14 protein-coding genes are annotated in these 13,902 nt (G+C 72.9%); 6 read left to right on the top strand and 8 right to left on the bottom strand.

The annotated features are described in order from the left end of the window. Nucleotides 1-79 precede the first annotated feature (79 nt). Nucleotides 80-1,030: a LysR family transcriptional regulator ArgP gene (locus tag ARTHRO9V_RS11800; protein WP_159827391.1), complete on the bottom strand. Its 951-nt coding sequence runs from the start codon at nt 1,028-1,030 to the stop codon at nt 80-82. A 69-nt stretch (nt 1,031-1,099) separates the two neighbouring features. On the opposite strand from ARTHRO9V_RS11800, the gene ARTHRO9V_RS11795 reads away from it, so the two are divergent. After that, entirely contained in the window at nt 1,100-1,732 is a 633-nt protein-coding gene (locus ARTHRO9V_RS11795) for a LysE/ArgO family amino acid transporter (RefSeq protein ID WP_159827388.1), read from the top strand. A gap of 92 nt (nt 1,733-1,824) precedes the next feature. Then, nucleotides 1,825-2,397: a YdeI family protein gene (locus ARTHRO9V_RS11790; RefSeq protein ID WP_159827385.1), complete on the top strand. Its 573-nt coding sequence runs from the start codon at nt 1,825-1,827 to the stop codon at nt 2,395-2,397. A 26-nt stretch (nt 2,398-2,423) separates the two neighbouring features. Here the strand turns inward: ARTHRO9V_RS11790 and ARTHRO9V_RS11785 are convergent, their stop codons facing one another. The 3 genes from ARTHRO9V_RS11785 to ARTHRO9V_RS11775 all read right to left on the bottom strand — a co-directional run bounded on the left by ARTHRO9V_RS11785 (nt 2,424) and on the right by ARTHRO9V_RS11775 (nt 3,947). Further along, a complete protein-coding gene (locus ARTHRO9V_RS11785) occupies nt 2,424-3,056 on the bottom strand; it encodes a Pr6Pr family membrane protein (RefSeq protein ID WP_123571678.1) in 633 nt (210 codons plus the stop codon). Between the two features lie 74 nt (nt 3,057-3,130). After that, nucleotides 3,131-3,607, bottom strand: coding sequence for a Rho termination factor N-terminal domain-containing protein (locus tag ARTHRO9V_RS11780; protein ID WP_056043030.1), 477 nt, complete (start codon nt 3,605-3,607; stop codon nt 3,131-3,133). Between the two features lie 70 nt (nt 3,608-3,677). Further along, nucleotides 3,678-3,947, bottom strand: a complete 270-nt coding sequence (locus tag ARTHRO9V_RS11775) for a hypothetical protein (protein WP_056043027.1) — start codon at nt 3,945-3,947, stop codon at nt 3,678-3,680. 151 nt (nt 3,948-4,098) lie between these two features. Here ARTHRO9V_RS11775 and ARTHRO9V_RS11770 point away from each other — a divergent pair, with 151 nt between their 5' ends. The 3 genes from ARTHRO9V_RS11770 to ARTHRO9V_RS11760 are packed head-to-tail and all read left to right on the top strand — an operon-like array spanning nt 4,099 to nt 10,066. Continuing rightward, nucleotides 4,099-4,776, top strand: coding sequence for a 4'-phosphopantetheinyl transferase superfamily protein (locus tag ARTHRO9V_RS11770; RefSeq protein WP_159827382.1), 678 nt, complete (start codon nt 4,099-4,101; stop codon nt 4,774-4,776). Next, nucleotides 4,773-8,765 carry a Pls/PosA family non-ribosomal peptide synthetase gene (locus tag ARTHRO9V_RS11765; protein WP_236557040.1) on the top strand — a complete coding sequence of 1,331 codons (3,993 nt, stop codon included), beginning with the start codon at nt 4,773-4,775 and terminating at the stop codon, nt 8,763-8,765. The genes ARTHRO9V_RS11770 and ARTHRO9V_RS11765 overlap by 4 nt, the downstream gene beginning before the upstream one ends. Next, nucleotides 8,762-10,066, top strand: a complete 1,305-nt coding sequence (locus ARTHRO9V_RS11760; protein ID WP_159827379.1) for a M1 family metallopeptidase — start codon at nt 8,762-8,764, stop codon at nt 10,064-10,066. The genes ARTHRO9V_RS11765 and ARTHRO9V_RS11760 overlap by 4 nt, the downstream gene beginning before the upstream one ends. Nucleotides 10,067-10,188: 122 nt before the next feature. On the opposite strand, the gene ARTHRO9V_RS11755 is transcribed toward ARTHRO9V_RS11760, so the two are convergent. The 3 genes from ARTHRO9V_RS11755 to ARTHRO9V_RS11745 are packed head-to-tail and all read right to left on the bottom strand — an operon-like array spanning nt 10,189 to nt 11,337. After that, a complete protein-coding gene (locus ARTHRO9V_RS11755) occupies nt 10,189-10,620 on the bottom strand; it encodes a hypothetical protein (protein WP_159827376.1) in 432 nt (143 codons plus the stop codon). Next, entirely contained in the window at nt 10,568-10,921 is a 354-nt protein-coding gene (locus tag ARTHRO9V_RS11750; protein ID WP_159827373.1) for a hypothetical protein, read from the bottom strand. Before ARTHRO9V_RS11750 ends, ARTHRO9V_RS11755 begins: the two co-directional genes overlap by 53 nt. A gap of 35 nt (nt 10,922-10,956) precedes the next feature. Further along, nucleotides 10,957-11,337: a hypothetical protein gene (locus ARTHRO9V_RS11745; RefSeq protein ID WP_159827370.1), complete on the bottom strand. Its 381-nt coding sequence runs from the start codon at nt 11,335-11,337 to the stop codon at nt 10,957-10,959. 166 nt (nt 11,338-11,503) lie between these two features. Here ARTHRO9V_RS11745 and ARTHRO9V_RS11740 point away from each other — a divergent pair, with 166 nt between their 5' ends. After that, nucleotides 11,504-12,616 (top strand): M20 family metallopeptidase, encoded by a 1,113-nt coding sequence (locus ARTHRO9V_RS11740; protein WP_159827368.1) that lies wholly within the window; start codon nt 11,504-11,506, stop codon nt 12,614-12,616. A gap of 24 nt (nt 12,617-12,640) precedes the next feature. Here the strand turns inward: ARTHRO9V_RS11740 and ARTHRO9V_RS11735 are convergent, their stop codons facing one another. After that, on the bottom strand, nt 12,641-13,672 hold the full coding sequence (locus tag ARTHRO9V_RS11735) for a LacI family DNA-binding transcriptional regulator (protein ID WP_159827365.1): 1,032 nt from the start codon (nt 13,670-13,672) through the stop codon (nt 12,641-12,643). Between the last annotated feature and the right edge of the window lie 230 nt (nt 13,673-13,902).

Here is a 13,902-nt window from a genome sequence, read left to right as displayed (position 1 = left end):
GGTCGTCGACTGGTCGCGAATCGTCCTTCGGGGGCGCGCGAAGGACGATTCGCGACCACCCGACCGGCGAGGCGGGGCGTCAGGGGTGCAGGGCGTGGCGGGCGGTGGCACGGACGGCGTCGGTGACGGCCTCGAGGAGGGGCGAGGCGAGGGTCCAGCGCTGCCAGAAGAGCGGCACGTCGACCGGGTCGCCGGCGGCCAGTTCGACCAGACGGCCGGCGTCGAGTTCGGGGCCGGCCTGCGCCTCGGGCAGCATGCCCCAGCCGAGGCCGAGCACGACGGCCCGGGCGAAGTCGGCCGAGGCGGGCACGTGGTGCCGGGGCGCGAGCGGCTCGTGACCGGTGAGCCGGCGCGCGAAGTCGTGCTGCAGGTCGTCGGCGCGGTCGAAGACCACCATCGGGGCACGATCGAGCCGTCCGTGGTCGAGGCCCCTGGGCTCGGCGGTTCCCCCTGCGCTCGGTCGGGCGCCCAGCCACCGTTCGACGAACCCCGGACTGGCGACCGCGCGGTAGCGCATGACGCCGAGCGGCTCCGAGCTGCAGCCCTGCACGGGCTCCCGGGTCGCGGTGACGGCGGCGAGCACGTCCCCCGATCGCAACAGCTCGGCCGTGTGCTGTTGGTCGGCCCGGCGCAGGTCGAACACCACGGGCACCGTGGGCGGGACGGCGGCCAGCGCGTCGAGGAACCAGGTCGCCGTCGAGTCGGCGTTGACGGCGATGGGGAGGGTGGTGGGGACGGGGTCGTCACCGTCGTCCCCTCCGTCGGGTCGGCCGGCGCCGAGCCGGGCCAGCGCGTCCGACGTGAGCAGGTCGACCTGGCGGGCGTGACGCAGCACCACGTCACCGGCCGCGGTCGTGGTGACCGGTGTCGTGCGTCGCAGCAGCACCTGCCCGGCCGCTCGTTCGAGCTGCTTGATGCGCTGCGACACCGCGGACTGCGTGACGTGCAGGCGTCTCGCCGCCGCCTCGAACGTGCCCTCGTCGACGACGGTGCGAAGGGTGTCGAGCTGGTCGAGCGCGAAACGGGCCATGAGTCGAGCTTATGCAGCATCACGAACATGAGTTGGCGTGATGGTCTGGTGGGCCCTTAGCGTGTCGCCATGACCTTCGCGACCGTGGTGCCCGCCGCCCTCTTCGGTTTCGGCACGAGCCTCGCCCTGATCGTCGCCATCGGTGCCCAGAACGCCTTCGTGCTGCGCGTCGGGCTCCAGGCCGTGACCCGCGTCGTCGTGCCGGTCGTCGTGGTCTGCGCGGTGAGCGACGCCGTGCTGATCAGCGCCGGGGTGGCCGGGGTCGGCGCGCTCGTCGAGGCCGCGCCGCAGGCGGTCGTCGTCGTGCAGATCGTCGGGGCAGGGTTCCTGCTGGTCTACGGCGCCTTCGCCGCGAAGCGCGCCATCCGGCCCGTGGGCGCGCTCACGGTCGAGGCCGGCGCGCCGCCCGCGCGGGTCGTCCCGGCCGTCCTGGGGGCCCTCGCCTTCACCTGGCTCAACCCGCACACCTACCTCGACACGATCGTGTTCCTCGGCTCGGTGGCGAACCACCAGCCGCCCGAGCTGCGGTGGTGGTTCGCGGGCGGGGCCGTCACGGGCAGTCTCGTGTGGTTCTCGGCGCTGGGGTTCGGCGCGCGCCTCCTGCGTCCCCTGTTCGCGAAGCCGGTCGCGTGGCGGGTGCTCGACGCGGTGATCGCCGTCGTGATGGTCGCCCTCGGGCTGCGGCTGCTGTTCGGGCTCTGACGGCCGGCCGCCCCTCGAGGGGTCGGGACGGGCCGCTCGGTTCCGCAGGGGAGCGGCACGTCGTGACGCCTCGCCGCCGGTAGGGTCGCCGCATGGTCAGCTTCGCCGACAAGCCCGTGCTCGACGTGACGGTCGAGCAGTGGCGCGAGTACCTCGAGGGCGACCCCGACGTGGGTGGGGTGCGACTGACGCTCCGCAAGGTGCGGTCGACGAAGCCCGGCATGACCTGGTCGGAGGCCCTCGACGTCGCCCTCTGCCACGGCTGGATCGACGGCCAGACCAGCCGGCTCGACGACGACTTCACAGTCACGGCGTTCCAACCGAGGCGCAAGGACAGCCCCTGGTCCCAGGTGAACCGCGAACACGTCGCACGCCTGACCGCCGAGGGTCGGATGACCCCCGCGGGTCAGGCCGAGGTCGACAGGGCGAAGGCCGACGGCCGCTGGGACGCCGCCTACCGCCAGAAGGACGCCGTGCCTCCTGACGACCTGCAGGCAGCGCTCGACGCCGACCCGGTGGCGGCGGCGCACTTCGCGACGATGACGAAGACCGAGCGGTTCCGGGTGTACTTCCGGCTGGCCGCGCTGAAGCGGCCCGAGACCCGGGCGGCCCGCATCCGCGACGTGGTCGCGGCGGCCGCCCGCGGCGAACAGCACTACCGCTGAGCCGCCCGCAGGAGGCGCGGGTCGCCTCAGCGGCGCGAGCGCTGCTTCCAGAAGCGGCCGGCGAGGCGCGCCAGACCGACCAGCGCGACCGACAGCACGGCGAGTGCGACGAGCAGCACGACCATGTAGAGCGCCACGGGGCCGTAGCCGCCCAGCGCCTCCGGGTCGTAGAAGGGGTAGGGGTAGAACGACGTGACGGCGCCGCGGACGAGCGAGTACACGCTGTAGAGGACGGGCACGACGAGGCCGAGGCCCGCAGCGGCCCAGGGCAGGCGACGGCCCACGGGCAGCACGAGCCAGTCGACCAGCACGGCGACGGGCATCACCATGTGCACGACGACGTTGACCCAGGGCAGCACGCCGCCGGCCACCTCGGTCAGCAGCAGGTTGAAGACGAGGCCGACGAACACCATGTTCACGACCGCGATCAGCCGGACGACGTCCCAGGCCCGGCTGCCGGGACGGCGGCGCAGGGTGCGGACGCCGCCGACGGTGAAGACCACGACCGCGAACAGGTTGCTCAGGTTCGTGAAGAACGAGAAGAAGTTGACGACGCTGTAGTCGTTCTCGAGGGTGTCGGCGAACTGGGCGGAGACGGCCACGAGGGCGAGCGCGGCGAAGACGAACCGGTACGGGACCATGAGCTGAGCGCGCGTCATGTGCTCACCCTAGTGAGGCGGAGCCGACCCGAAGCCGCTCACGAGGTCTTCGGGGCCGGACGCCGGCGTCCGGGTCAGGCCTGCTCGATCTTCTCGATCAGGGTCGCCTTGGTGTGACGCGACACGTTCGTGATGCCCTTGGTGCGGGCGAGGGCGCGCAGCGCGACGAGGGTCTGCGCGTGCAGGTCGACGTGGGCGTCGTGACCGTCGGACAGCTGGACGGTGGTCTCGTCGACCTCGGGCAGGGGCGGCGTGTAGATGGAGCGCGGCTCGGCCGGGGTGGCGGACGACGTGCTCGACGACGAACCGCTCGACGACGAACCCTTCGAGCCCTGCACGGCACCCTTGGCCGTCTTCTTGGCGTCCTTCAAGCCGGACGTGGCGTCGTCGAGGGCGTTCTCGAGCGGCTTCACCGACGGGCGGCTCTTCTTGGCGAGCTTCTTGGCGCGACGCTTGGCCTCGGCGACCGCGGCGCGGGCATCGGTGACGGCGTCCTCGGCCTTGTCGTAGGCCTTGGCGGCGGATTTCTTGAGCTTCTTCTGGTCGGCCACGGGATCGGCCCCTCTCTCGAACGTGCGGAAATCGTGCCTGTGAGCGTGGCACGCCCACCTGGGACGGCTGTCAGTCGACCGGCGTCGTCTTGCCGCTCGCGATGCGGTCCCGCTCGGCACGGAGCGACTCGATCGTCTCGGGATCGAGGAAGTCCACGAACGGGTTCGGCTGCCCCGTGCGGGCGGCCACCACCTCGGTGTAGGCGGCCGAGGCGCGGCGCACCTTCGCAGTGGCGCGACCGAGCCTTTTGGACGACGACGACTTCGCCGTGACGACCTCGGCGTGGTGCTCGAGGGCCTCGACGAGTTCGGCGAGTGCGGTGGGGATCTTCTTGGCCATGCGGGGGCCTCTCGGGTGAGGGAAACGGGTGGAGGGGCGTCCCGGACCGGTCGGGAGGGTGACGGACGCCGACCGGATCATCACCCCACCCGGAGAACGGCAGGTGAACGGACCCGCGGCGCGGGTGCGGACGCGGCTAGGCTCGCCTGCCGTGACGGGCGCGCGGGTGTGGCTGGTCGACCTCGACCTCGACCTCGGCCGAGAACGCGACGCCGGCGCGCCTCCGGCGAGCGAGGTCTGCGACGCGCACGAACGGGCCCGCGCGGCGGCCTTCGTGGACGCGACCGACGCGCGTCGGTACCTGGCCTCGCATCGTGCGCTGCGCCTCCTGCTCTCGTCCGTGACCGGCCGGGAGGCCGGGTCGATCGAGTTCGGACGCGAGGCCTGTCGCTCGTGCGGTGGTCCGCACGGTCGGCCGGTGCCGGTGCCGTCGGACGACCTGCACGTGAGCCTCAGCCGGAGCGGTCGCTGGGCCGCCGTGGCGGTGCGGGCCGGCGCGCCCGTCGGCGTCGACGTCGAAGGGGCCCGTCCAGCCGGTGCGCTCGAGCACCTCCGGCCCGACGTGAGCCCCGAGGACGTCGACGTGGACGTGCTGCGCGCCTGGGTGCGGAAGGAGGCGCTGCTCAAGTCGACGGGGGAGGGGCTGACCACCGCGATGTCGGCGCTCCGTCTGGGGCCCGGGCCCGGGGGCACGACCACGGACGGTCGACGCGGACTGGTCCACGACCGGCGCTCGGCGACCGGGGTCCTCCTCGCCGTCGCCGGTCCGGCCCTGGACGCGTTCGAGTTCACCGACGTGACACCTGGGGTCCCTACCGTGCGGCCGTGAGCCAGACACTGCCCGGCGTGATCGCCGGTTCGCCCGCGGCCCCCGCACCCCGGACGCTCGTCGACGTCCTGCGGGCCACGGCGCTCGAGCACCCGGACGCCTCGGCCCTCGAGGACGAGCGGGGCGCGTGGAGCTACGCGGAACTCGTCGTCCGCGTCGGAGCCGCTTCGCGCGCGCTCGCCGACGCCGGGGTGCGCCGCGGCGACCGGGTGGGCGTGCGCATGCCCTCGGGCGACTCGTCGCTCTACCTGACGATCCTCGCCGTCCTGGCCGCCGGGGCCGCCTACGTGCCGGTCGACGCCGACGACCCCGACGAGCGGGCCGCCCTGGTCTTCGGCGAGGCCGGTGTCGTGGGCATCGTCTCGGCGGGGGGACGCTTCACCCCGCGTGACGCCGACCGACCCGACAGCCTCGTGCTCGCCGCACCGGCCGGGCACGTCAGCGGGCGGGGCACGGCGCTCGCCGACGACGACCGGTCGCCGACCCCGGACGACGACGCCTGGGTGATCTTCACCTCGGGCTCGACCGGCACGCCGAAGGGCGTCGCCGCGAGTCATCGCTCGGCGGCCGCCCTGGCCGACGCCGAGGCGAGGATGTTCCTGTCGTCGCCCGGGGTCGATCCGCTGGGACCGGGCGACCGGGTGCTGGCCGGACTGTCGGTCGCGTTCGACGCCTCGTGCGAGGAGATGTGGCTGGCCTGGCGCAGTGGCGCCTGCCTGGTGCCGGCCCCTCGCAGCCTCGTCCGGTCGGGTGCCGATCTCGGGCCGTGGCTCGTCACCCACGGCATCACCGTCGTCTCGACCGTGCCGACCCTCGCGGCCCTCTGGCCGGACGAGGCCCTCGAGAGCGTCCGGCTGCTGATCTTCGGCGGAGAAGCGCTCCCGCCCGAGATCGTCGACCGGGTCGTCGGCGACGACCGCGAGGTGTGGAACACCTACGGGCCGACCGAGTCGACCGTGGTGGCCACCGGGGCGCTGGTGCGTGCCGGAGAGACGGTGAGGATCGGTCTGCCGCTCGACGGGTGGGACGTGGCCGTCGTCGACGCCGAGGGCGACCCGGTCGCGGAGGGCGAGGTGGGCGAGCTGATCATCGGCGGCGTCGGCCTGGCCCGCTACCTCGACCCCGCCAAGGACGCGGAGAAGTACGCCCCGCACGAGCAGCTCGGTTGGCAGCGCGCCTATCGCAGCGGTGACCTGGTGCGGTTCGACCGGGCCGGACTCGTGTTCCAGGGGCGGGCCGACGACCAGGTCAAGGTCGGCGGGCGCCGGATCGAGCTCGGGGAGATCGAGACCGCGCTGCAGGCCCTGCCCGGGGTCGGCGGCGCCGCCGCGGCGGTGCGGACGACGGCGGCCGGCAACCAGGTGCTCGTCGGCTACCTCGCGGTCGCGTCGGCCGAGACCTTCGACCGAGGCGCCGCCCTCGCCCGCCTCCGGGACGGACTGCCGGCCGCGCTGGTGCCGCTGCTGGCGCTGGTCACCGGCGACCTGCCGACGAAGACGTCGGGCAAGATCGACCGCGACGCGCTGCCCTGGCCGTTGGTCGACTCGTCGACCGGTGGCGACGGGAGAGGTGGCCGGCCCGACGGTGCCGGTTCGATGACCCCGGTCGAGCAGCTCGTCGCCGACCGCTGGCGCGAGGTCCTCGGCGTACCCGTCCCGGACGCCGACGCGAACTTCTTCGACCTGGGCGGGGGATCGCTGGCCGCCGCCCAGCTCGTGGCCCGGCTGCGCGAGCTCGACCCCGAGTTCACCGTCGCCGAGATCTACTCGCACCCCCGGCTCGGCGCGCTGGCCGAGGCGCTGACGGTGGCGGACGTCGACGACGAGGCCCCGCCGGCCGTGTTCCACCGGTCGGTGCCGACCCCGCGCCGCACCCAATGGCTACAGACCCTGCTCGGGGTGCCCCTCCTCGTGCTGTCGGGTGCGCGCTGGCTGACCTACGCCCTGACCGCGAGCACCGTGCTGCGCTGGTGGAGCGGGTTCGACGCCCTGCCGGCGGTCGACGGCGGGCTGCTCGTCGTCGCGATCCTCGTGTTCGCGACCCCGCCGGGACGCATGGCGATCTCGGTGCTGGCCTCGCGCCTCCTCCTCCGGGGGGTCGAGGCGGGCGATCATCCGCGCGGCGGCAGCGTGCACCTGAGGCTCTGGCTGGCCGAGCAGGTCGCGCACCAGATCGGGGCGGTCGGGCTCGCCGGCGCCCCGTGGATCAGTTACTACGCGCGGGCCCTCGGGGCTCGCATCGCACCCGACGTCGACCTGCACGCCCTGCCGCCCGTGACCGGCATGCTGCGCATCGGTCGCGGGGCGTCGGTCGAGCCCGAGGTCGACCTGGCCGGGCACTGGATCGACGGCGACGTCGTCCGCATCGGGGCGATCCGCATCGGTGCGGGCAGCACGATCGGCATGCGGAGCACCCTGCTGCCCGGCACCCGGATCGGCAAGGACGCCTCGATCGCGCCCGGTTCCGCGGTCTTCGGGCGGGTGCCCTCGGGTCAGCACTGGGCCGGGTCGCCGGCCGAGCGCATCGGCCGCACCCGCGCCTGGTGGCCGGAGGACCGACCCCCGGCACCCACCCGGTGGTTCGTCGCCTACGGGGCGTCGGCCGTCGTCGTCGCGTTGCTGCCGGTGGCGTCGCTGAGCGCAGGAGGCGCGGTCGTCGCGCTCGGCGTGCGGGGTGCGGGTTCGCTGACGGACGCGTGGTGGCGGGCCCTCGCCGTCCTGGTGCCGGGCACGCTCGTGGCCGGGCTGGTGGCCGCCGTGCTCGTCGTCGCGCTCACCCGCCTGTGGGCCCTCGGAGTGACCGAGGGCACCTTCGCGGTGCGGTCGAGGGTCGGCTGGCAGGTCTGGAGCACCGAACGCCTGCTCGACCTGTCGCGCACCCTGTTGTTCCCGCTCTACTCGAGCCTGTTCACGCCGGTCTGGCTGCGCCTGCTCGGGGCCGAGATCGGGCGGGACGTCGAGGCGTCGACCGTCCTGCTGCTGCCGTCGATGACGACCGTCCGCGACGGAGCCTTCCTGGCGGACGACACGCTCGTGGCGTCGTACGAGCTCGGCGGCGGCTGGCTGCGCGTGGCCCGGGCCGAGATCGGTCGGCGGGCGTTCCTGGGCAACTCGGGCATGACCGCCCCGGGCCACAAGGTGCCGAAGGACGGTCTGGTGGCCGTGCTCTCGTCGGCTCCGCGCAAGTCCAAGGCGGGGTCGTCGTGGCTCGGTTCACCCGCGGTGCGCCTGCGCCGCACGGTCGCCGTCGCCGACGAGACCCGCACCTTCCGCCCGGCCACGCACCTCCGGGTGGCCCGCATCGCGTGGGAGCTCAGCCGGGTCGTGCCCGTCGTCGTCACCTGCGGCATCGGCCTCGGCCTGGTCGTCGGACTGTGGGCGCTGGTCGACGCGATCGGGGTCGGCGCGACGGCCGCGGTCGGCGGCGTCGTGATGCTCGCCGTCGGGGCGGCGGCCGCCGGGGTCACGACGCTCGCCAAGTGGGCGCTCGTCGGGCGCATCCGGGCCGGCGAGCACCCGCTCTGGTCGTCGTTCGTCTGGCGCAGCGAGGTGTCCGACACCTTCACCGAGATGTGCGCGGCCCCCTGGTTCGCCCACGCGGCGGCCGGCACCCCGGCCCTCGTGTGGTGGCTGCGCTCGCTCGGGGCCTCGATCGGTCGCGGCGTGTGGACCGACAGCTACTGGTTGCCCGAGGCCGACCTGGTGCGACTCGACGACGCGTCGACGGTGAATCGAGGATGCGTCGTGCAGACCCACCTGTTCCATGATCGAATCATGAGCATGGACACCGTCACCCTGGCCGCCGGCTCGACCCTCGGACCCCACAGCGTCGTGCTGCCCGCGGCCCGCCTGGGCGAACACGCCACGGTCGGACCCGCGTCGCTCGTCATGCGCGGCGAGGTCGTCCCCGTCGGCAGCCGGTGGAGCGGCAACCCGATCGGCCCGTGGCGGGACGTCACGTTCGCGGACTACCACGCCGTCTCGCAGTGACCGGTCCGGCGACGACCCCGGACGGCTACACGCCCGAGAGCGGCAACACCGGGTACGGCGTGCGCTCGTACGACCTCGTCGTCGGGTACCGCGTGGCGACGAACCGACTGGACGGCGTGGCGACGCTGACGGTCGTGCCGACCGAGGCCCTCCGCACGCTCGTGTTCGACCTGCTCCGCCTCCGTGCCGCGAAGGTGCGGGTGGACGGGCGCAAGGCGCGTCACGCGCAGTCGGCGACTAAGCTGACGGTGACGCTGCCCGAGGAGACCGTGCCGGGTGAGCCGGTCGAGGTGGTCGTCGAGTACGCGGGCTCGCCCGCACCTCGCCGCACCCGCTGGGGCACCCTCGGCTGGGAGGAGCTGACCGACGGTGCACTCGTCGCCTCGCAGCCGAACGGGGCGGCGACCTGGTTCCCGTGCAACGACGACCCGGCGGACAAGGCGACCTACCGGGTGCAGGTCACGACCGAGCAGCCCTACGCCGTCGTCGCCCACGGTGAGCTGACCGACCGGCACACGCGGTCCGGCCGCACGACCTGGGTCTACGAGCAGCCCGAGCCCACGGCGACGTACCTCGCGACGGTGCAGATCGGCCGCTACGAGTTGGTGCCGGTCGTGCTCGCGGGGGTGCCCGGCGTCTTCGCCGGGGTGCCCGCGATGCGGTCCCGCATCGGTCGTGACTTCGGCGAGGTGGCCGACATGATGGCCTGCTTCGTCGAGCGGTTCGGTCCGTACCCCTTCGCGTCGTACTCGGTGGTCGTCACCGACGACGACCTCGAGATCCCGCTCGAGGCCCAGGGCCTCGCGATCTTCGGGGCGAACCACGCCGACGGGGCGGGCGGGTCGCGTCGGCTGATCGCGCACGAACTGGCGCACCAGTGGTTCGGCAACAGCGTGGGCCTGACGACCTGGCGCGACATCTGGCTGAACGAGGGCTTCGCCTGCTACGCCGAGTGGATCTGGTCCGAGGCCTCGGGCGGTCCGTCGGCCGCGCGCATCGCCGCCCAGACCCGCGCGCGGCTGGCCGGTCTGCCCCGCGACCTGCTCGTCGGCGACCCCGGCCCCGACCTGATGTTCGACGATCGCGTCTACAAGCGCGGGGCGCTCGCGGTGCACGCCCTGCGCTCGGCGGTCGGCGACGTCGCGTTCTTCGACGTGCTGCGTGCCTGGACCGCCGAGCACCGGCACGGCGTGGCGACCACGGCCGACTTCGTCGCCCTCGCCACCCGCGTCTCCGGCCACCCCGTCGGACCGCTGCTGCGTCCCTGGCTCGACGAGCGGGCCCTGCCGCCGCTGCCGTAGGCGGCATTGCAGTCCCGTCGGGATGCGCTCCTCGGGCTGTTGCAGTCGTCAGACGACGAACGGTCGCGCACTGACGCGGAGCCCGGATGAGTCAGGCCTGCGACAACGCGTCGAGCTGCGCATCAGAAGACTTTTATGCGGAACCGCTCGCTGGCGCGGGCGAGGTGCTCGTCGGTGACGAGGAGCGGCTCGCCACTCGTCGCTATGAAGTCCGCAGACCATGAGTCCGCTGCGCCGGGCATCCACGCCGCGCGACACCATCCACCCCCGTGCTTGCTGCCGAACTGAAGACCACGAGCGACCGAGCCGTCGAACAGCTCGATGCCTCGCAGGTGCATGCCGACGGCGGTGGTCACGATGCGGTTCTCGCCCCTCAGAACCGCCGTCGTCAGACTCCTGACGCCCTGACGGATGAGCGTGGGTTCGATCGTTGCTTCCAGGACCGAGAGCGAGTCAGGATGCTCCACGTCGATCCACCACCCGTCCCCCTGTCCGATCACCTCATACACGCACCTGTCGACGCGCCATTGCTGTGGCACGGCGTTCATGCCCATGAAATTGGGCCTCGCCCCATTCCTCGGCCACGAGTTCGAGCAGCTCGCTTCGCGTGAGGCCGAGCGCGGCGGCATCGCTTTCGAGAGGATCGAGTGCGCCGAGCTGCCGTTTGAAAGGGGAGAGGACTTCAGCGAAAGCCGACTCGGCCTCGCGAGCCAGGTAGAGCGTGCGGCCCAGGGAGTCGTAGCGCCCCCACCTTTTTCGTGCGCTCCTGGTAGTCCGCTCGGGAGCCGACAGCGCTCCGTATCTCGGTTTCGCGATGCGGTAGGTGGTTTCGCCGAGTTCCGGCACGAGGCGCAAGCCGGTCGCGGTACACGTGGTGCCCCCGTTCACCCTCAGGCGTCCGGCTCATCTCGAAGGAACGCGGTGAGGGCCTCTATGACTTCGCGACCGCGGTCCTCGCGAATGGCCGTCAAGGGAGTGCTTTCGCCGAGGAGGGGGTTGCCACCGATGAACCACTGGCGGGCGATGTGGGCACCCTCGTCTTGGACCAGTGCTGCCCACGCCCTGTGGCCGAGTTGCAGACGTCGTGTGAAGTCGGGACCCGGGGTGGGCCCGTCGGATCGAGCCCACTTCGCGGGTAGCTTGCGGTCTTTGGAGCCGGTCATGGCGGCGACGAGTGTCGGGCCCAAGCCGTGCACGAGGACATTCGCCACTTCATGGACGTCCATCCGCGCGGTCCTGGTGTGCTGGCCGGTGATCGTACGCGTGGGCATGAAGGAATCATAGATGACGCCCCCCGATTACCCCATTGATTACCCTCGAATTACCCTTGGATGATCCCCATGTCGCCTGCGGCGGGGTAGCCCGTCGAAGGCGCGCTCCTGCTTGCGGCCCTTCTCGCGACACGAGCCCGACACATGCCATGACTACCGTGGGCGGATGACCGTTGTCCAACCGTCCGAGGTGCCCGTGCTCAGCCTGCTGCGCGACCTGGTCGCCATCGACTCGACCAGCGGCTCACCGGGCGAGGCGGCCGTCCTGCGCCGCGTCGCCGCGGAGTTCGAGGGCGTCGAGGAGGCGCGGGTCGCCTTCGCCCCCGGGGCCGACGGCGAGCCCGCGGCCCTCCTGGTCTCGCCGACGTCCGTCGCCGTCGACCGGCCGCTGCTCGTCTTCGCGTCGCACGCCGACGTCGTGCCGGTGACCGACGCCTCGGCCTGGACCCACGATCCCTTCGCCTCGACCGTCGTCGGCGACCGCCTGTACGGGCGGGGTGCCTCGGACATGAAGTCCGGCCTGGCCGCCTCGATCGTCGCCGTGCGGGACCTCCTGCGCCAGGGTGCACCCGTCGCGCTCGCCGTCTCGACCGGTGAGGAGGTCGGCTGCCTCGGGGCTCCTGCCGTCGTCGACCTGCTCGCGGGCCTGCGCGTGGGGGCCGTGGTGATCCCCGAGTCGACCGACGGGCAGGTCGTGCTCGGTCACCGCGGCGCCCTCTGGACGACCGTCCGCACCTCGGGCGTCGCCGCGCACGGCAGCACGCCCGAGCGGGGACACAACGCGATCCTCGACCTGGTGGCCGTGCTCGGGCGCCTGGACGACCTGCCGCTCTCGTCCCATGCCGACCTCGGGCGCGAGACGGTCAACGTCGGCGTCGTCTCGGGCGGCAGCGTGCCGAACATCGTGCCCGACGTCTGCGAGGCGCGCATCGACCTCCGCGTCGTCCGGGACGACGTCGACGAACTCGTCGACTGGTGGCGTGGCCAGCCCGAGGTGACCGACGTCCGCGTCGACCTCGACCTGGCCGCCGTGTGGACCCCGCGCGACCATCCCTGGCTCGCCGGGCTCGACGCCCCGGTCTCGGAGGCGCCCGCGTCGTACTTCACGGACGCCTCGGTCCTCGTGCGGTCGCTCGAGGACGGGGTGCCCGTCGTGGTCTGGGGCCCGGGCGACCCCACCGTCGTCCACACGGTGGACGAGTCCGTGTCGGTCGAGGCGGTCCTGCGGGCCGTCGAGCAGTTCGGCCACGTCGGCGGACGGTGGGCCGTCGAGCACTGACCGACGCCCGACGGGGCGGTCGGGTCAGGCGGGCGTGGGCTCGGGAGTCGACGACCGCGTGCTCTGCCGGCGGACGAGTCTCGGCGCGAACGAGACGCGCGCGCCTCCGAGTCCTCCGTCGTCGGAGCCCCGCAGCGAGAGCAGTCGCAGCGCCTCGGCGGCCATGCGGTCGGTCGGCTGCGCCAGGGTCGTCAGGGCCGGGGTCACGTACGAGGCGAAGACGATGTCGTCGAAGCCCGTGACCTGCAGCTCGTCGGGCACCGACACTCCGAGCTCGCGGGCCGCCCTGAGCACGCCCATGGCGATCAGGTCGTCCGCGCAGACGATGGCGTCCGGGCGGTCGTCGGAGGTCAGCAGCCGGCGGGCCGCCGCGTCGCCGCTGTCGACCGAGTAGTCGCCGAGCACGACCCCGTCGCGCACCTCGCGGATGCCGAGTTCGGCCGCCCAGTGCCGGAAGCCCCGGAGGCGCAGGGTCGTCGACGAGTTCGTCAGCTCGGAGGTCACGAACGCGGCCGAGCGGGCACCGGTCCCGGCGAGGTGCGTCAGGACGAGCTTCATCGCCTCGGCGTCGTCGAGGCCGATCCAGTCGGTGCCGGCGACGTCGACCCGGCGGTCGAGCTGCACCAGCGGGACGGCCCGGGCGGACGCGGCGACGGCCGCCGCGCTCTCGGTGTCGTGCACGGGGCTGACCACGATGCCGTCGACGTGCCGCTCGATGAGCGACCGGAGGTGCTCGGCCTCGACGGCGGGGTCCTGCCGCGAGTCGCAGAGGAACAGCTGTTTGCCCTCGCCGTGCAGCGCGCTCTCGAGGCTGTCGACCAGGGTCGTGAAGAACGGGTTGAGGATGCTCGGGACGACCATGCCGACCGTGTCGGTGCGGCGGGTGCGCAGGGCGCGGGCGATGCCGTTGCCCGAGTAGCCCAGCTCGTCGGCCGCCAGCCGCACGCGGGCCTCGACCTCGCGGCCGACCGGGCGCGACGCCGACATGACGCGCGAGACCGTCGCGGCGGAGACGCCCGCCCGGCGGGCGACGTCCGAGATGGTGACGGCGTTCATGGGCTCCTCAGGGCGTGGCCGCCGGGGACGACGGGTGATGCCGTCATCGTATCGTTCCCTAGGGGGAAACCGATTGCCCGGCCCGGATCTCTTTTACACGTCGGAAACACAAAGGTGTTGACACTCGAAACACGAAGGCGTCACTCTTGACGCAGTTCCCGACGGAAATCGATTGCCCGTCGATCTCGACCCCACCGAGATCGCCCCCTCGCCAGTCCCGCATGCTCCAC

The sequence above is a fragment of the Frigoribacterium sp. 9N genome (assembly GCF_902506305.1).
Taxonomy (GTDB): domain Bacteria; phylum Actinomycetota; class Actinomycetes; order Actinomycetales; family Microbacteriaceae; genus Frigoribacterium.
This window is presented reverse-complemented; position numbering and strand designations above follow the sequence as displayed.